This is a genomic window from Photobacterium gaetbulicola, assembly GCF_003025515.1.
Lineage (GTDB): Bacteria > Pseudomonadota > Gammaproteobacteria > Enterobacterales > Vibrionaceae > Photobacterium > Photobacterium gaetbulicola.
Genome location: NZ_PYME01000006.1, coordinates 202,446 through 221,217 on the forward strand (window position 1 = coordinate 202,446; position 18,772 = coordinate 221,217).

Here is an 18,772-nt window from a genome sequence, read left to right on the forward strand (position 1 = left end):
AGCAACGGGTTAGCAAGTCTTACGGCGCAGCAGGGCAAGGGCGGCCAAGCTCAGCAGGCCTGACAGCGGAAGGCTACCGCCGCCACCGGAACCGCCTTTGTTTGTTCCGCCTTTATTATCAGACTTGTTGTCAGTGACTTTTGTAAATGGATCAACGCTAAAGCTAGATGGTTCAACCTTGCTCAGGTTGATTTCAGCTTTTGTTTCAATCCAGTTGTAATAGGTTGATAGTTCGGTATAAAGACCGGCTGTTTGAGCACCCGGATCACCGTTTACCTTGTAATTACATAACGGCCCGTTACTAACAACACCAATGACTCGCAGGCCATAGTCAGGGTCATTGACATGCGCAGGGTTTTGCCAGATTAGTGGCCCACCTGAGTCACCTCGGCATACATCTTTTTTAATGTCAGGAGTGTTGCTGTCGGCACATACAAAGTGAGATTCTTCATTCATCTGGTAGTTGGTAACACATTTGTCCATTGGTACCCCACCAAGTTTAACGACCATCAGATTATCAGGCTGATCGAAAACAGGTTCATGGTAACCCCAACCGGATGCGATAAGGTTCGCGTTGGAGTATCCGCTTGGATTCCAAGTCTGCTCGAATTCACGATTGATGTCTTGCTGCTCTTGAGGTGTTGCAATTTTAATCGGTTTCGCCACATCCAACATAGAGCGATCAACTTTGAGTAGAGCAATGTCATTATCCGCCTGAAAAACTGGATAATCTTTAGGGTGGTAACCCTCATGAACGGCACCATCGACAATTGTGAATAAGTATTTTTGCTCGATTTGGTCCGCGGTGCCATTTTTATTGCTGATAACATCAGTACCAACAACAACTTTGTCGCTCATTTCAGGAATAATGCAGTGCGCCGCTGTCGCTAACCAGTATTCGCTAATGACAACAGCACCACAACCCGAAGTAATTCGGTTATTGTTGTAGGGTTGAGGCTTAGTCAGCATTGCTGCTTGCCATGGCAAAAGAAGCTCTTCTGATAGTTTGCTAGCATCATCACCATTCAAAATACGAGTCTGGATCTGCGGCTCATTGGCCATTGCAGAAAAGCTTACTGTGCAGGCAACGGCCAAGGCGATTGGGCTGAATGTAGTTCTCATAAGATCCTTGATTTGTTTGTGCAGACGACATCAAGTTGATTTTATCTTGTTGTCTTAAATGGGTTGAATGGGCAGTAATTCAATTGAACGCTGTTTTTATGGTGGGGATGTTAATCGATATTTTTTATAATTCCAATCAAAAAATTGCTTTAAGTGATGCTTTTCTTTGTTTCTCCATGAAAGGTAACAAGAAAGCCCCCATTGCCAAGCAATGAGGGCTTAAGTAGTTACTTCTGACATTAACCTGTCTTTAGAGCACAGACTTTTTGCTGGTAAAGATTGGTTTAACGGTCAAGTCGACGGCGCAGCAGGGCAAGGGCGGCTAAGCTCAGCAGGCCTGACAGCGGAAGGCTACCGCCGCCACCGGAACCGCCAACGCTAGGGCCTGTTTTGGTTTCAGGATCACTGACCTTGCTGAAAGGATCAACACTGAATGTTGGGGTGTCTTGCGTTGCTAAATTTAGGCCTGTTTGAGCTTCAATCCAGTTGTAGTAATACGCCAATTCTGTATACAGGCCATTTTTCTGCGCTTCTGCAACGCCACCTTCTTTCAGGTGGCAGTATGGACCATTGCTGGTTACACCGATGACGCGCAGTCCGAAGTCACTATCGCTCGCTTTTTCAGGTACCTGCCAGACAAGAGGGCCGCCTGAGTCACCACGGCACACATCTTTTTTAATATTTGGGGCGTTGCTGTCAGCGCAGACAAAGTGCGAATTCTCACCGAGTGGGTAGTCGGCGTCACAGTCGTCCATTGGAATGCCGCCTAATTTTACGACCATTAGCTCATTGGGTTGGTCAAATTTGGGCTGGGTATACCCCCATCCAGAGGCAATGAGGTTGGCCTTGGAAAAACCACTTGGGTTCCAGGTATTGGCAAATTGGTTATTGGCTGCTTCTTGTTCTTGTGGGGTTGCTATTTTGATCGGCTTAGCAACTTCGAGCATTGAACGATCAACCTTCAACAAGGCAATATCATGGTCTAGAGCTGGGTTCAGGTAGTAACCGTAATGAACGATTTTGTCGATAATCGTAAACTTAAACTTGTCCGCGATATCATCAGCAGTACCACTTTGGTTCTTAATGACATTTGTACCGGTTATCAGCGTATTACTCATAAATGGTTCGATACAGTGCGCAGCAGTAACAGCCCAATAGTCACTGATGACGACAGCGCCACAACCTGACGTGATATGAGTCCCGTCGCTAAGTTGTGGCGCTGTAAGGAAAGCGGCCTGCCAAGGTAAAAGCAGTTCAGATGAAAGTTGACTTGCCGCTTCACCATTCAAAACTCGAGTTTGAATCTGAGGCTCTTCAGCAAAAGTTGGTGCCGTGAATAAGCAGGCTAACGTTATAGCAACTGGGGTGAATTTAATTTTCATAAGATCCTTTTATTTTTCTTTTAGGCTTAAAGCATGAGTTAACCATCAAATGACGGTGAGTTGAGGAAAAATACAATTCAGCAAGGTTTTAACTCTGCAAATGTACACTGTTTTTATTGGTGTTATGTTAAGCATATGAGGTAACAGTTCCAGTCAAAAAAGTGCTTTGTGTGATGTGGGTAACAAATTATTCATTACATCAATCAATTGCTCGGTTATTATCGGACGTTTCCTCGTGCTGGAATCTTTGATCTGATGCAAAGGCTTGTGATCTACAGATCGAGATTGTTCTAGTAGCACGTTATACTGCTCACTGATATTTGTAATAACAAAGAGTTGCAGTATATGACTTATAAGCACGTCATCGGTTTCGGTGTTGCGGGAAATTTTGCTGGCCATCTAGAGCAAGCAGGTGAAGACAAAGATTTTCTTGCTGTTGAAGTGAAGGAAGCCGTACAGCCTAAAGCAATTTTTCCATTTTATGTGCCGTCAGACAAGGCCGGTTTTTTATCTACCTACCCATTATCTTCTGAGGTAATTATCCCACCTAATGATGCTGACAATCTGCAAATTGAGCCAGAGGTGGCGCTGATTTGTGATATTGAATACCAAGAAAACCGTGTGGTAGCGCTAAAGCCGCACGCATTTGCAGCCTACAATGATTGCTCTATTCGCAAACCGAATGCGAAGAAAATCAGTGAGAAGAAAAACTGGGGCCCAAGCACCAAAGGGATTTCTTCACAGGTTATTGCTGTCGAGCATCTCAGTGAAGGTGGCAAGCTCGATAATTTCCGTATTGCTAGCTTCCACAAACGTGGTGAGACCATCTCGCGCTATGGTGAAGATAGTCCTGTAGTGGGCTATAGCTACTTCCACGAGAAGTTGCTGAACTGGATCGTTGACCGTATGAACCACCAGCAAGATGTCGGTCCTACAGAAAACATTGCTGATTTTCTGGCTGATGCGGAGTATCCATCACAGGCTGTTATCAGTATTGGCGCGACACGCTATACCGAGTTTGGCGAAACGACCTTCTTGAAGTCGGGTGACATCAGTATGGTCGTTGTTTATGACGGTACGGCTTACAGCCCTGAAGCGATTACCGCAATGGCTGAAAAGCAGTCATTTGAAGGGCAGGGTATTTCAGCGTTGGTTCAGTCTGTAGCCTAAATGTAAAAAAGCACTGTTTTAACAGTGCTTTTTTTATCAAATCCGCCAGAAAAGCTCTAATGAGCCGGTCGACGTTGAGCGATGTTTGTTCTCTTTGAATTCAGGCGTACTGGTTGCAAAGCTCAGACTGGCACCCCATTTGGGCTGATAGAATACTCCGCCGATAACAGAGGTTGCCTGCCAGTGCTTGACGTTGGTATCTGGCACTTCACTTGGGCGGTCACCTTCAATGGTAATGTCGTTGAAACGGTATCGTCCCTCCACACCGACAAACACAAAGTATCCCGAAGAGCTTGAAGACAATACGCCAATATCAAAAAAATTGCCGGGAGTGAATCCAGTTGTTCCAAAGTTATTGGCTAGGCTTTTACCCCAGCGAGCAACGCCACCTACAGCCAACTCGCTTTGGTAGTTACCGATATTAACCCGTCCAACACCGCTTAAATCATAATCATCCATGAGATAGGCCTGCTGGCGTGTCAGCAAGCGGTGGCCTTGGTATCCAAGGTTGAAGACCGCAGTATTCTCAATCTGATAATCCCAGCCCATAGGTTCGTCTGAGCCAACGATTTCATGAATGAATTTCTGGCCTTGCTCGGCAAACGAGTTGGGGCCTACGATCCCTATCATGAAGCTAAACTTATCGACAACCGTCGGACTGTATTGGTAGGCACTTGTTTCCAAGAACAGCAGGCCAGCATAAGGACGGTCGTTTTCTGGCGGCTCGAGTGCTTCAATATCTTCTGGGGTCCACATTTGCTGCCCAAGGGTCAGGCTCCAGCCTTGCTTGGTACCGTCGTTAAACGGGAGGTATTGGCTGATCTGGCGAATAGGTGTTGGCGCAGTTTCTGCCAGATCGGCGGTATAAGGCGAGTTGTACTCGAAAAAAACGCCATTGGTGTAATTTTGGTCTGTACCGACAATTCCATCGTTGTCCATGGAGAAAGAAAAGCTTCCCGCATTGTAAGCGAAGGCATTGGGAGCGAGAGCAGAAAGGCATACGAAAAAAACGGGTGAAAATTGTTTCATTGCTAATCCTTTGGTACAACAAACAGGATGAAGATAAAGTTGGATGTGCAAACGTATTTTTAGTTGTTGTATTAAACAGTACACCGCATACATAAACGTTCATCCGTTAATAGTCCAATGATATCTAAAGGAAGAGATTTATCGCTAGTGGTTTTAGCTAATAACCGTAAATCTTTGTGAATAACTGGTTTATATAAGGAAAAGGCATGTCAGCACTAAACATATCATCGCCATTGGTTTCGGCTTCCTGGCTGGCCGAACATTTGTCGGCCCCCAATCTCATAGTGCTTGATGCCACGTGGTTTTTGCCGGGTTCGGAGCGGGATGCGCAAAAAGAATGGCGGGAAAAGCGCATCCCCGGCGCACGGTTCTTTGATTTTGATAATCAAATAGCGCTGCCTTCAGCTCCTTTTCCGCATATGCTGCCTGAACCAGCACACTTTTCACGAGAGGTAGAGGCGTTAGGTATATCCGATGAAAGCCAGATCGTCGTTTATGATAGCCAAGGGGTTTTTTCGGCTCCTCGGGTATGGTGGATGTTTCGAACCATGGGGCATGATCAAGTAGCGGTGCTCGATGGTGGGCTGCCTGCCTGGGAAGCAGAGGGGAATGTGGTTGAGCAGGGTGAGCCCTCGGCCTTTGATATGGGCAAATTTGACGCTTGTTACCAAGCGCAATGGGTAATCGATGGTGATAGCTTGTTGCAACACCTTAATACTCCAGATGTCCAGGTGTTAGATGCTCGAGCTGCCGCCCGCTTTTACGGTACCCAACCCGAGCCGAGACAAGGCGTAAGAAGTGGTCACATGCCCAGCGCCAAAAGTTTACCCTTCGGCCAGCTACTCAAAGATGGCCATTTTTTACCGGCTGAACAATTACAGCATCGGTTTGATGCGGTGAGCGACGCGGATCAAAGGTTAATATTTAGCTGTGGTTCAGGGGTGACGGCTTGTATTCTTGCCTTGGCGGCCGAGCTTGCTGGTAGAAAGCAGCTTACCGTTTACGATGGTTCATGGACAGAGTGGGGGGCGACTTATAAATATCCTGTCGTCTGATTTGAGCTACAGGCACAGTCTAGACTGTGCCTGTAGTGTGTTATGCCAAGATGGAGAGAGGTGTCACTTGAGTACGGATACGTAGCCCCTCTCTTCGATTAAGCGCTGTCCTGGCTGAGAGGTAACATAGTCGACAAATTGCTTGGCGCTTTTTTTGACTTTCCTTTCTTTGTATAGCATCAAGAATGGGCGAGAAATTTGATATTTCCCTGATTCAAGATTTTCTAATGTTGGTGATACACCTTCGAAAGCTAGTGCTTTGATAGAGTCATCAACGGAACCCAGTGAAACATAGCCGACAGCATGCTTGTTGCGCGATACTAAGCTCTTTACAGTGCCGTTAGTATTGACGACCAGTACTTGCGGGTTGATGTCTGACACTGTCTGCCCTTCAATTTGCTGGGTAAGCCCTATAAACTCTTCAAAGGAAAAGCGTGAGCCTGAAGCACTTTCACGGCTGACGACCGCAATTTTCAAATCTGGACCACCGACTTGTTTCCAATTGGTGATTTCACCATGGTAAATTTTTTCGACCTGATTTCTGGTGAGGTTACTAACCGGGTTCTCTTTGTGCACCACCAGAGCAATACCGTCATGGGCGATGGTGACGGTGATTATGTCTGGGTTGATCTCTTCTGGCTTTAGGTAGCGAGAACTCATGCCCAAATCAGCCACATTTCGTTTTACTGCGGTGATCCCCGCAGAGGAACCAATCCCTTGAACGTCAATTTGTGTGTCTTTGTATTCGGTGGAATAGGTTTCGGCCAGTACTTCCACAATATGACTGGCAGATGTTGACCCCGTAATGGTCACGGTTTCGCTGGCTTGAACCGAAAGTGTCCAACTTGCTATGAGGGCGCACAAAGTGGCTCTGGTAAGCATTATTTATCTCCAAATTACACCAGAAAATGTTGGCGCTAATCTTATTACTGCTTTATGACAATTATGTGAAAAGTGCGTGCGAGGAATGAAGGTAAGTGGCTTACGAAATGCAGTGAACGTTACTGATACAGAAAGTTTGTTTATCGCGACGAAGAAAAATGTGCTGGTGTATGGCCTCGCAGTAGTGGCTGAGCCTTTCTTTAGATACAGAATATAGTCTGACGTTTATCAAGTGCTAGAAAGAAATAAATCGCTCAAAAGAGCCAAAAGAATATCGATAATGTGTTATGAAAAAGCTGTTCATACGTGTTTTTTGAATTTCTATGCGTTTAGTCATGTTTTTGCTATGTCATTGTTGTTCGGAATGTTAACCCAGTCCCATTTATGGAAACAAAGATTGAGCTCTGGCTGTAGGGGGAACTCTTTGATATATAAAGACTGTAACAAAATATTTCAGTTTACAACATTGTAACATTTAGGGGTTTGTGTCTATCATCTGTATAAGTACGAGAGTACAGGGATATGACAACTTGAGAGGTCGGAAATATGCTGACAATGGCAAGAAGAGCGCAGCCGAATAAAGCGCTAGTTTCTGAAAGGATTCAGAAATTAATTAAAGCGTTATCTAATGGTGTTTATGAACGCGAAGAAACCATAAAGTTATGTCTTCTTGCTGCATTGGCTGGCGAGAGTGTGTTTCTACTTGGCCCCCCAGGAATTGCAAAAAGCTTGATCGCTAAGCGCTTGATTCAAGCTTTCGATAACAGCCAGTTTTTTGATTATCTGATGACCCGTTTTTCTACTCCTGAAGAAGTGTTTGGGCCTCTTTCAATCCAGGAGCTGAAAGACAACGGAAAATATGTTCGCTTGGTTGATGGTTACCTGCCGACTGCGCAAGTTGTTTTTCTCGATGAAATCTGGAAGGCCGGGCCAGCCATTCTCAATACGCTGTTGACCGTGGTGAATGAGCGTACATTCAAAAATGGCCAAGATGTCCTCCCTGTCCCTATGCGTCTTCTAATTACGGCATCAAATGAATTACCTGAAGAGGACAGCGGGCTTGAGGCCTTGTATGACAGGATGCTGGTGAGGGTGTTTGTTAACCGTATTCAAGAAAAGCAAAACTTCAAAGCGATGCTGATGGGGGAAGGGCCTAGCATTCAGGATTTAGAGCCTGGCCTGGCGATTACCGATGAAGAGTACGAAGACTGGCAGTCACATATCGAGGATATCAAGCTATCTGAGGATATTTTCGAGAAAGTATATCAGCTCAAAACTATGATTGAGCAGCGTGCGGAAGGTGTCGAAAGTGTTGATGAGCACGAAAGTGAGTTGTATATCTCCGACCGTCGGTGGAAAAAGTCGGTTCGTTTGCTAAAAGCCAGTGCTTTCTATAATGGCCGCGATGCTATCAATCCGCTGGATTTACTGTTGTTGCAGGACTGTATGTGGCACAGCCCGGAGTCACGCCATGTGATTAGGGAAATTATCAGTGATTTTGCGATAGAGAAAGCATTCAACCAGGAGTCGGCGCAAATCAGTGCGGCCGATGCCCAAAATATCATTGATGAGGTCAACTCGGAAATTGCCAATGAGTTGGCCGTCAACTTCAGTCGTGAAACCATGATGCGTAAAGAGTGGTTCAAATACGATTTTAGTGGCGCACGTCGATATACGGTGAATCACAATTCACGCATGATCAAGCTTGTTATGTTGCAACAAAATCCATCGGTTTCCGAGCAGGAGAACGGTGATGGCCGTTGGGCCTATGTTGATGGTGATGACTTCGAGAAAAAGATCAAAGCCGGTCAATGTGACATCTATGGCTTTGTCAACAAGAATACTCACCTTTGCCGGCTACAGTTTGAAGTCGACGCCCAGCAGCGTTTGGTGATCAAAGATATCGCTAATCGCTCTGTGTTGGTGGGGATTGCCGGTGACAACGGAATTTCTCCGGAGCAGCAAGCCCACTGGGTCGCTACGGCGGAAAAGGCGTCTTCCAAAGTGCTTGATGCCGAGCATAGCCTGAAAGTTTCCCGCAGCAGCTTCCACGGGGCATTACCCCACAACTTTATCGACCCGCAATTACCTGAGCGTATAGAGCAGAGCTTATCGCAAGCGACAGGATCGGTGCATGATCTGAAAGTGATGGTTGATAAAAGTGTATTCCGTATTAGTCATTTGACTGAATACTTTGCTTAGCGGGAGTGTAAGTTATGCCGGTTTCTGAAGGTCTAAATCTTGCGATGATGCTATCGGAGTCCGGTATCATTGATAACGCGGTTCAGGAATTGATGCTGCATAAGCAGTTAATTATTGCAGCCGAATCTAACCCTGGCATCAAATCTGCGATGAAAAAGCAGATCATGAAGTGGCGGGGCCAGGTACAAAAGCGAATTACCAATGTCAGTGTAGAAGAGCGGTTTCATCAGGAAATAGAGCTTTATCAGCAGGCATGCAATTGGCAAGCGGATCAATTTATTGAAAATGTTGATGATGTGGTTAAGCAGTTGGAAGGACATTCAGCATTCTATTTTAAAGCCAAGACGTTGCTGGAGCGCGACCACCAGAAACATAATCCGATGTTCCAAAGTTATTTCTGTAGCCAGTGGCATAAGTATCTCACACTGGCACTGACTGAAGCTCAGCAAATAGAGTTGGAGCAGCACAAAGAAAAGTTGTTGGCAGATCTATATCAGCGTATCGAAACCATGCAGCATATGGAGGCGGTAACAGAAGCTGGGGATGAGAAGAAAGCAGGGCGGTTGTGGGATATGGCCAAGGCTAAATTGACCAAAACCGATGTCAGCACTCTAAAAAATATGGCTCAGTTTTTAAAGAAAAATAGCGGCCTGAAAGACATAGCTGAGAAGCTTGGCCGAATGGCGAATGAGGTTGATGATCCCAACAAAGAGCGGGTTCGAGCTGAAGATCTGAAAATGGTTGAGGAGCAAAGTGACAACGTTACTGATGATATAGTGGGTATCCACGAAAGTGATGATCTCTCCAAGCTGCTGCCGAACGAAGCGATGTTCTTGGCCTATCCTGAGCTGGAAGTTGTTTTTTATAAGCACTTGGTCGATAAGCGTTTGCTCAACTACAAGATGCAAGGTGCCCAGCGTAAGCTGCGCCGGGTGAAGGCATATAAACGCCAGACCAAGCAGGTTGAACAAGAAAAAGGGCCATTCATTGTATGTATTGATGCATCTGGCTCGATGAATGGATTTCCAGAGCAATGTGCCAAGGCGTTGGCCTATGGCTTGATGCAAATTGCTTTGGCTGAAGATAGAGAGTGCTACGTCATTATGTTCTCGACGCAGCAAATAACCTACGAGCTGACCAAGCAAGATGGCTTGAGCGAGGTTTTGAATTTTCTCTCCTATTCCTTCCACGGAGGCACGGATTTGGGGCCTGTTCTAGATCAGTCGATCGCGCTGATGTTGAGTGAAAAGTACAAAAATGCAGATTTGATTGTGTTATCGGACTTTATCGCCCCATCCCAGCCTGATGAGATGATGAAGCGCATTGCGAAACTCAAAGAAAATAGGAACCGTTTCCACGCTGTCAATTTATCGAAATATGGTAACCCTGAATTGATGACGGTCTTTGACCACTGCTGGTCTTATCACCCGTCAAAATTGGGCAGGCTTTTCAAGTGGAAGTAAGCAGCCTAGTTTGAAACGTTTAGTTGTCTTGGCTTTTTAGCGCTCTTACGAGCGCTTTTTTTTAATGTTCGGCAAAGTACTCGCTGAGAGCGTGACGCCAGCCTGGACTCTTTCGTATTCTTAATAAGGCTCGGTTCAATTTTTCACGATGAGGGCTGTTGTTTTCGATGATCAAGCCATAATTTTGTTTTTCGAATTGGTAAGGCAACACCGAGAGTGTTTGATAGTCTCCTTTTTCTTTTCCCTTTTTGATTAAATATTTCAAAACTGCATCGTCGGCGACAATAGCTTCCACTTGGCCACTATCCAAGGCTGTGAGTAACTTATCGATATCTTGGTAAGTACGGTGGACAATGCTGTGGTTAGTCAGAAAGAGAGAGGAGGTGGATTTTAACTTTGCTCCCACGGCGATGTTCGCCAAGTCATTGGGACCTTTGATGTCGCTGCTCAGGAGGCCGAGAGTAAATGTACTGGCGAGAATGGCGGTGACACTGGCAATGAAAAAAGTGGTAAATATGGCGAGGAAGACAGTCAAAATACGACCTGTCAGGGTTTTAAATTCGAAGTAGTTAAAGGGGCCTTTTGTAATAAATAATAGCCCGAGTATAAAACCTTCAATCATCTGGGCTTTGTTCGACCGCATAGAATAAAGTTTATCGTTAACCTTGTGTTCTAGTAAGTAATAGAAGCCGCCAACAAGGCTGGCAACAATACAGATGAAGCCTAGGACAAGAAGCAGTTTTCTATTGGTTATGATGTTCTTGATGGTCGACAGATGACCTTGTTGCTTAACCGCTATAGCAAGGTGGGTTTCATAAAATGAGTGTGAGAAATCGAGTATTTCTTCACGCTCGGGTGTTATGGATATACATGACACGCCGATATTGAGTTTGTTGTTACTGACATTATCCAACAGCTCACCTAGCTCATGATGGCTGAATTCATAATTCAGATTCAGCTCAGCCGCAATTTGTTCCCACAGAAAAATACTCAGGCCTATCGGAGTTTCTGTTTCACTTTCAATGACAAAAGGAGGGCAATGATAAGTGCCAACGCTGACTGATATTTTGTCGGAGGCAAAAGTTGGCAGGGTGACAGCAATAAGACTACAAAAAAACAGCCACAGAGATAGCACGGAGTGACAAACTGCTTGCATAGGGTGCCCTTACTCTACATAGAGCTCTAAGTTTGCAATTTGGTAAGTATAAACATCATGCAAGGTTCACAAGTTTGTCATTTAGCCCTGCTGCTAACTCTTCCTGTTACTCCTTCGTCTGTCAACTATGCTTGCCAATTTTAAGCGCATTAGCAGCGATGATGCTTAGTCAATGAAGTCAATGAGCTATGCTTATTAGCAAAATTGGTTAATACCTTAATGAGCACCAAGAGTTGGCTCGATGGCATTGATATCTGTGTTACGGCCAGTTTTCACGAGGAGGGTGTATGAAAGTGTTGGCGATGTTAGCTGCACTGAGCATCTGGTGTTTTAGTCAGCCCGTATTGGCACAAAATGTATGGGTGATTGAAATTTCCGGAGGTATAGGGCCGGCAACCAGTGATTATGTGTCACGAGAAATTGAGCAGGCACACAAAGAGCAGGCAAGCTTTATCGTTTTGAAGGTTGATACCCCCGGTGGCTTGGATACCTCGATGCGAGATATCATCCGGGCGATCACCACGTCTCCCTTACCTGTCGCTACCTGGGTAGGCCCTGCGGGGGCACGCGCGGCCAGTGCCGGGACATACATTCTGCTTGCAAGTCATATTGCGGCCATGGCGCCGGGAACGAATCTTGGCGCAGCCACCCCCGTTTCCCTGACTGCGCCGGGAGGTAAAGACCCAGATGACTCTGGGGGAAATCCGTTTGCTCCGAAAAAAGATAAAGAGCCACAATCCTCCGGCAGTGATGAAGACGGCGAGGCTGCTGATAGTGACGAAAAAGTCACAGCCAAAACGGCAATGGAGAAAAAAGTGATTAACGATGCCCGGGCATACATTCGTGGTTTGGCGAAATTGCATGGACGCAACGAAGAGTGGGCAGAAACGGCAGTCACAGAAGCGGCCAGTATCGATGCCGAAAAGGCGCTAGAGCTGAATGTGATTGACTTCCTTGCGTCTGATCTCGACGGGTTGATCCGCCAGTCGAATGGGCGAACGGTGATTATCAACGGTCTCGAAGCGAAGATTGAGCTCGCCAATGTCGCTTATATCGAGCGTGAGCAAGATTGGCGCTTCAAGCTACTGTCCGTTATTACCAACCCCAACGTTGCCTACATCTTGATGCTGATTGGTATCTACGGCTTGTTGCTGGAATTTTACAATCCCGGTGTCGGATTGCCGGGGGTGTTAGGGGGAATCTGTCTGCTGCTGGCGATGTACTCCTTACAAATGCTCCCGGTGAGCTATGCTGGTCTAGGGCTACTGTTATTGGGCATTGCGCTCATGGTCGCCGAGGCCTTCAGTCCGAGCTTTGGTATTCTCGGGCTTGGCGGAATTGTAGCCTTTGCTCTTGGCTCGGTGATGCTGATGGATACAGAAACGCCGGGTTATCAAATTGCTATTCCACTCATTGTTGGACTGACAGTCGTTTCGGCCTTATTTACCTTTGTGATCCTCACGCTCTTGCTTAAAGCAAGGCGCAAGCCTGTGACTACGGGGATGGAAGCATTGTTGGGGCGGGAAGCTGTTGTTGTCAGTGGTTTTCCTGGCAGCGGTCGTGTGCTGGTGGAAGGCGAGATTTGGCAGGCCAACTGTGATGCACCATTGGTTAAGGGTGACAGGGTAACGGTGGTGCAAATCAATGGCCTGTGCTTAGAAGTTAATCAACGTTCAAAATGAATCGAATGTGTTTGGTATCCCCCTTTTTATAAGGATAAATAATATGATCACATACTCATTAGCAACGATTATTGTATTGGTGTTCGTGCTAATTGTTAGCATGTTCAGAGTGCTCCGAGAGTACGAGCGTGCAGTTGTATTCTTACTTGGGCGTTTTTACCAGGTAAAGGGGCCGGGGCTTATCATCATTATCCCAGTCATTCAGCAAATGGTACGGGTTGACCTGAGGACGATTGTATTGGATGTCCCTACTCAGGATTTGATCACTCGTGATAACGTCTCGGTTAAAGTGAATGCGGTAGTGTATTTCCGGGTCGTTGATCCAAAAATGGCTATCAATAATGTGGAAAATTACCTTGAAGCGACGAGCCAGCTTTCCCAGACCACGCTGCGCTCTGTGCTCGGTCAGCATGAGCTGGATGAATTACTCTCGGCCCGTGACGAGCTGAACAAAGATCTGCAGGCGATTTTGGATCAGCATACGGACAATTGGGGAATAAAAGTTGCCAATGTGGAAATCAAGCATGTGGATCTTGATGACAGTATGGTACGCGCTCTGGCACGCCAAGCCGAGGCGGAGCGTTCACGCCGTGCGAAGGTCATACATGCTATTGGTGAACTGGAGGCATCGGCCAAATTACGAGAGGCCGCCGATGTCCTCAATCAGGCACCCAATGCGGTGCAGCTGCGTTATATGCAGACGCTGACGGAAATTTCCAATGATAGAACCACGACAATTGTCTTCCCGATGCCAATAGACTTGGTAGACAAATTTAGCAATGTGATGGCCTCAGCTAAGAAACAAGAAGATCAATAGGTATAACTGATGGCAAGGGGAGGATCCCGGTGTGGTTGTCGCCTTGCCTAACATTCTCTGTCTTGGGGATATTGTCATATCACTTCTTGCTACGGTGGCGATGGGCTGAAGCAAGAGAGAATATATCAGCGGTCTGCTGGTTAATTGCCCAGGGGCGCGTATTGTCGGTTCCAAGGTGGGGCAGATTCAAGTAGGATACTTCTCTTTTTGGCATCAGGCCGACTTTGACTCAAATAGAAAAGCGATATGGCACAAAAACATAAGCAGAAAGCGCCGAGCAAGGGGCTGCATCCTCGAAACCCTCATCGAGCCCGTTATGATTTTGACAAGCTAATCCAAAGCTGTCCCGAATTATCACCGTTTGTCGCGAAGAACCCTTATGGTGATTTGTCGGTTAATTTCAGTGATCCTGAAGCGGTTAAGATGCTTAATCGGGCCCTGCTGAGCCATTTCTATTCAGTGTCATACTGGGATATTCCTGCTGGTTTCCTGTGTCCGCCCATTCCGGGCAGAGCGGATTATCTGCATTATATTGCCGATCTATTGGCTGACTCTAACGGCGGCAAAATTCCCAAGGGCAAAACCATCAAGGGAATTGACATAGGGGCGGGCGCCAATTGTGTTTATCCGATCATTGGGCATCGCGTATATGGTTGGCAGTTTGTGGCTGCCGACATTGATCCGGTATCAATCAAGTCGGCCAGGTTCATTGTTGAATCCAACCCATCATTAAAAGGGGCGATTCAATGTCGATTGCAGAAAAACCCAGATCATATCTTTGCCGGTATGATCAATGACAGCGATCTTTTCGACTTCACTATGTGTAATCCTCCGTTTCATGCTTCACTCGAAGAGGCGATGGCTGGCAGTGCTAGAAAGGTAAAAAATCTGGCGGCGAACTCAGAAAAGAAAGGGGGACGCAAGCAGGATTTTCAGTGCAATAAAACATCGAATGCAATGAAAGGTAATAAGCCGGTATTGAACTTTGGTGGGCAAAAAGCGGAACTGTGGTGTCCTGGAGGGGAAGCGGCTTTTATTAAGCGCATGATCAATCAAAGTGTGGAGAAATCCAGCCAGTGTTTCTGGTTTACCACCTTGGTATCGAAAAAAGACAATCTGTCACTCATCTACAAGCAGTTGAAAAAGGCTGGGGCGGTAGAGGTCAAAACGATTGATATGGCCCAGGGGCAGAAGCTGACTAGAATCGTGGTTTGGACATTCCTGACGCCCGAGCAGCAGGGGGTGTGGCGCAATACCCGCTGGGTTAAGTAATTCCAACCTGTTGCAAAGACCCATAAGGCTTACATATTGGGATAATTTGGTCCGCCGCCCCCTTCCGGAGGCACCCAGGTTATGTTCTGTGAAGGGTCTTTGATATCACAGGTTTTACAATGGACACAGTTGGTGGCATTGATCTGAAATGCCGCCTTGCCTTCTTTTTCAATGATCTCATATACCCCAGCAGGACAGTAGCGTTGGCTGGGCTCTCCATAGCGCTCTAGGTGCAAGTTAATCGGGATTGAACCATCACTGAGCAGCAAATGGCATGGCTGATTTTCTTCATGTTGGGTGCCAGACAAAAAGACTGATGAGGCTTTATCAAAGCTCAATTGGCCGTCGGGTTTCGGGTAATTGATTGGCTGGTGGTTGGCAATGGGCTCCAGGCATTCATGATCAGGTTTATCGTCTTTCAGGGTCCAATTGAGCGATTTACGGAACCACCTCTGCTCGATGGCCGCTAAGGTTCCACCGATTAAGGTGCCAAAGCGATGGATCTCAGCCCCGAAATTACGGGAGTCGTGCAGCTCCTCGTATAACCAAGATTGACTGAAAATTTGGTCATACCCCGGCGTGGTCTGATGGAAACCTTGTTCTAGTTCGTGAAAAATCGCTTCTGCGGCAATCATACCGGACTTCATAGCCGTATGGCTTCCTTTTATCTTCGCCATATTTAGCGTGCCTGCATCGCAGCCAACCAATAGCCCTCCAGGAAATTGCTGCCTGGGCAATGAGGGGAGCCCCCCTTTGGCTATCGCCCTTGCTCCAAAGGCTATGCGATGACCTCCGGCTAGGTGCTGGCTAAACAAGGGGTGGTGCTTCAGCTGCTGGAACTCATCAAAAGGGCTGAGGTAGGGGTTGTGATAGTTCAGATCGACAATTAAACCGACAGCGACCTGATTGTTGTCGAGGTGGTACAAAAAGCTGCCGCCATTCGCGCCGGTTTGGCTGAGCGGCCATCCGACACCATGGATAACTTGGCCGGGCTTATGATGTTCTGGCGGAATTTCCCATAGCTCTTTAAGCCCTAAGGCATAATGTTGTGGTTGTTTGCCATGGTCGAGGTGGAATTGCTTGATAAGCTGCTTCCCCAAATGTCCTCTGGCACCTTCGGCAAAAATGGTGTACTTGGCCCGAAGTTCAATGCCGGGCTCGAAAGTGGCTTTTTGCCCTCCTTGTTTATCAAGGCCCATATCTTTGGTCAGCACTCCAGAGATAACGCCCTGGTTGTTGTAGAGTATTTCGTTGGCGGGGAAGCCGGGAAAGATTTCAACACCGAGATTTTCAGCTTGCTTTGCCAGCCAGCGGCATAGGTTTCCCAGGCTAATTATAAAGTTACCGATATTCTGTAGGGTCTCTGGCACCAGTGGCTCTGCAACGGTGATGTGATTGAATTCATTGGTGAGATAGCAAAACTTATCATCAGACACAGCGTTGTGTAATGGGGCTTCCATGCGCTCCCAGTCAGGGAAGAGTTCATCCAATGCTTTGTGTTCGAACAACGCACCAGACAGGATATGGCTGCCAGTCTCTGCCCCTTTTTCGACCACACAGACTGAGAGGGGGTGTTCATTCTCGTTGGCAAGCTGCATTAGACGGCAGGCTGCAGACAAACCGGCAGGGCCAGCGCCAACAATCACAACATCAAATGACATGCTTTCTCTTTGTTGTTCTGAACTCATGCTTCAATCCCTAACTGAACTGCGCTTGGTTAAAATATAGTCCAGTTGACGTAAACGTAAACTCAACTAGGCTCAAAGAATAAATCAATTGCAAGGCGTTAGCGCTTTGGTTTGATAAGGAAGTGCTTGTGAAAGTATATGTTGCGATTAAGCGTGTCATTGATCCTTACGTTAAGGTAAGAGTAAAAACTGACGGCTCCGGCGTTGAAACCGCCAACGTGAAAATGGCCATGAATCCGTTTTGTGAAATTGCGGTAGAGGAAGCGATACGGCTGCGAGAAGCGGGCCAGGCTGATGAAGTGGTGGTCATTTCTGCCGGAGAGGTTGCTTGCCAAGAACAATTAAGAACGGCTTTGGCATTGGGTGCCGACAGGGCAATTCACATTGAATGTGATGCCGTGATTGAGCCTTTATCCGTGGCGAAATTATTAGCGGCTTTAGTCAAGCAAGACCAACCCGAGTTGATTATCCTGGGTAAGCAATCGATAGATACTGACAACAATCAGGTGGCACAAATGTTGTCAGCCTTGCTGGGATATCCGCAGGGTACATTTGCTTCGAATGTTGAGCTGATGGGTGACGGTGTCACTATTGATGGTAAACGAGTAGTGAAAGTAACCCGGGAAGTAGATGGAGGATTGGAAACGCTGCAATTGGCCTTGCCGGCAGTATTGAGTACAGACTTGCGGCTAAATGAACCTCGTTATGCATCATTACCCAACATCATGAAAGCAAAGAAAAAGCCTCTTGATGTAATGACCCCGGAAGCGCTCGGGGCAACAATCAAGAACCACCAAGAGGTGATTGAGATAATGGCGCCGAAGCCGCGTTCTGGCGGAGTGAAGGTTGGCTCAGTGGCAGAGCTTGTCGATAAACTCAAAAATAGTGCGAAGGTGATCTAATGCGGGTACTAGTCATTGCAGAGCATGATAATGAGCGCTTGGGTGGGGAAACACTGAAGGCGGTTGGGGCGGCTAGATCATTTGATATGGCTATTGATGTATTGGTTATTGGCTATCAATGTCACTTGGTTGTTGAAGATGCGTCAAATATAGAAGGCGTCAGCCAGGTCATGGTTGCTGATAAGCCAGAGTATGAGCATCAGCTGGCGGAAAACAGTGCATTGTTAATTTCCGAAATAGCCTCTGATTATAGCCATATCCTGGCATCGGCCACGACGTTTGGAAAAAACGTAATGCCTCGTGTGGCTGCGTTGTTGGATGTTGGCATGCTGTCTGATGTTATCGCTATAGAAAGTGAGGATACGGTTATCAGGCCCATCTATGCCGGTAATGCACTGGCAAGAGTGCGCAGCACTGATCCCACAAAGATAATCACTGTTCGTGGTTCGGCATTTGATGCGGCCCCGATGGGTAGCGGCCGAGCAGATCAGAAACAGTTAGATATTTCGATTGATAATAAATTGAGTGAGTTTGTCGGATGTCAGGCATCGGAAAGTGAAAGGCCTGAGTTAACCGCTGCCCGTGTTGTCGTATCGGGCGGCAGGGCGCTCGGCAGCAGAGAGAATTTTGCTTTGATCGAGCAACTAGCCGATAAACTCGGAGGGGCAATTGGCGCCTCTCGGGCGGCTGTAGATGCCGGTTTTATTTCCAATGATTACCAGGTTGGCCAGACAGGTAAAATTGTGGCCCCGGAATTATATATTGCAATAGGCATTTCCGGTGCTATTCAACACCTCGCCGGCATGAAAGATGCCAAAGTGATTGTTGCTATCAACAGTGATCCTGAAGCGCCGATTTTTGAGATCGCTGATTATGGATTGGTCGGTGATCTTTTTGACATCCTGCCTGAGCTGATTGAGTCAGTGTGAGTTGCTCAAAAACACACTTAT

General features: G+C 46.8%; 15 protein-coding genes. 9 read left to right on the top strand and 6 right to left on the bottom strand.

Features of this window, described 5'->3' with window-relative positions; all coding sequences use genetic code 11:
- Positions 1–9: 9 nt before the first annotated feature.
- Together C9J03_RS07565 and C9J03_RS07570 are read right to left on the bottom strand one after the other, a co-directional pair.
- Positions 10–1,122: a S1 family peptidase gene (locus C9J03_RS07565; RefSeq protein WP_052829616.1), complete on the bottom strand. Its 1,113-nt coding sequence runs from the start codon at positions 1,120–1,122 to the stop codon at positions 10–12.
- A 284-nt stretch (positions 1,123–1,406) separates the two neighbouring features.
- Positions 1,407–2,504, bottom strand: a complete 1,098-nt coding sequence (locus C9J03_RS07570; RefSeq protein WP_082060474.1) for a S1 family peptidase — start codon at positions 2,502–2,504, stop codon at positions 1,407–1,409.
- A 345-nt stretch (positions 2,505–2,849) separates the two neighbouring features.
- On the opposite strand from C9J03_RS07570, the gene C9J03_RS07575 reads away from it, so the two are divergent.
- A complete protein-coding gene (locus tag C9J03_RS07575; protein WP_044621098.1) occupies positions 2,850–3,674 on the top strand; it encodes a DUF5718 family protein in 825 nt (274 codons plus the stop codon).
- 36 nt (positions 3,675–3,710) lie between these two features.
- Here C9J03_RS07575 and C9J03_RS07580 read toward each other — a convergent pair whose 3' ends face one another.
- Positions 3,711–4,703: a lipid A deacylase LpxR family protein gene (locus tag C9J03_RS07580; RefSeq protein ID WP_044621097.1), complete on the bottom strand. Its 993-nt coding sequence runs from the start codon at positions 4,701–4,703 to the stop codon at positions 3,711–3,713.
- Between the two features lie 206 nt (positions 4,704–4,909).
- On the opposite strand from C9J03_RS07580, the gene C9J03_RS07585 reads away from it, so the two are divergent.
- On the top strand, positions 4,910–5,758 hold the full coding sequence (locus C9J03_RS07585; RefSeq protein ID WP_044621096.1) for a sulfurtransferase: 849 nt from the start codon (positions 4,910–4,912) through the stop codon (positions 5,756–5,758).
- A 63-nt stretch (positions 5,759–5,821) separates the two neighbouring features.
- Here the strand turns inward: C9J03_RS07585 and C9J03_RS07590 are convergent, their stop codons facing one another.
- Positions 5,822–6,640, bottom strand: a complete 819-nt coding sequence (locus tag C9J03_RS07590; RefSeq protein ID WP_044621095.1) for a phosphate ABC transporter substrate-binding protein — start codon at positions 6,638–6,640, stop codon at positions 5,822–5,824.
- Between the two features lie 546 nt (positions 6,641–7,186).
- Here C9J03_RS07590 and C9J03_RS07595 point away from each other — a divergent pair.
- Both C9J03_RS07595 and viaA read left to right on the top strand, forming a co-directional pair.
- A complete protein-coding gene (locus tag C9J03_RS07595; protein ID WP_044621094.1) occupies positions 7,187–8,842 on the top strand; it encodes an ATPase RavA domain-containing protein in 1,656 nt (551 codons plus the stop codon).
- A 14-nt stretch (positions 8,843–8,856) separates the two neighbouring features.
- Positions 8,857–10,305: an ATPase RavA stimulator ViaA gene (viaA, locus tag C9J03_RS07600; protein ID WP_044621093.1), complete on the top strand. Its 1,449-nt coding sequence runs from the start codon at positions 8,857–8,859 to the stop codon at positions 10,303–10,305.
- Positions 10,306–10,366: 61 nt separating this feature from the next.
- On the opposite strand, the gene C9J03_RS07605 is transcribed toward viaA, so the two are convergent.
- On the bottom strand, positions 10,367–11,461 hold the full coding sequence (locus C9J03_RS07605) for a transporter substrate-binding domain-containing protein (protein WP_052829615.1): 1,095 nt from the start codon (positions 11,459–11,461) through the stop codon (positions 10,367–10,369).
- A gap of 287 nt (positions 11,462–11,748) precedes the next feature.
- On the opposite strand from C9J03_RS07605, the gene C9J03_RS07610 reads away from it, so the two are divergent.
- From C9J03_RS07610 to rlmF, 3 genes are all read left to right on the top strand, one after another.
- A complete protein-coding gene (locus C9J03_RS07610) occupies positions 11,749–13,143 on the top strand; it encodes an NfeD family protein (protein WP_044621092.1) in 1,395 nt (464 codons plus the stop codon).
- Positions 13,144–13,186: 43 nt separating this feature from the next.
- Complete coding sequence (locus C9J03_RS07615) at positions 13,187–13,960, top strand: slipin family protein (RefSeq protein WP_044621091.1); 774 nt, start codon at positions 13,187–13,189, stop codon at positions 13,958–13,960.
- Between the two features lie 246 nt (positions 13,961–14,206).
- Positions 14,207–15,232, top strand: coding sequence for a 23S rRNA (adenine(1618)-N(6))-methyltransferase RlmF (gene rlmF, locus C9J03_RS07620; RefSeq protein WP_044621090.1), 1,026 nt, complete (start codon positions 14,207–14,209; stop codon positions 15,230–15,232).
- Positions 15,233–15,261: 29 nt separating this feature from the next.
- Here rlmF and C9J03_RS07625 read toward each other — a convergent pair whose 3' ends face one another.
- The gene (locus C9J03_RS07625) at positions 15,262–16,920 is read right to left on the bottom strand and encodes an electron transfer flavoprotein-ubiquinone oxidoreductase (protein ID WP_231580634.1); all 1,659 of its coding nucleotides are present in this window, start codon (positions 16,918–16,920) and stop codon (positions 15,262–15,264) included.
- Positions 16,921–17,048: 128 nt separating this feature from the next.
- On the opposite strand from C9J03_RS07625, the gene C9J03_RS07630 reads away from it, so the two are divergent.
- Together C9J03_RS07630 and C9J03_RS07635 are read left to right on the top strand one after the other, a co-directional pair.
- Positions 17,049–17,822: an electron transfer flavoprotein subunit beta/FixA family protein gene (locus C9J03_RS07630; protein WP_044621088.1), complete on the top strand. Its 774-nt coding sequence runs from the start codon at positions 17,049–17,051 to the stop codon at positions 17,820–17,822.
- Positions 17,822–18,751: an electron transfer flavoprotein subunit alpha/FixB family protein gene (locus C9J03_RS07635; RefSeq protein ID WP_044621087.1), complete on the top strand. Its 930-nt coding sequence runs from the start codon at positions 17,822–17,824 to the stop codon at positions 18,749–18,751. Before C9J03_RS07630 ends, C9J03_RS07635 begins: the two co-directional genes overlap by 1 nt.
- Positions 18,752–18,772 lie beyond the last annotated feature (21 nt).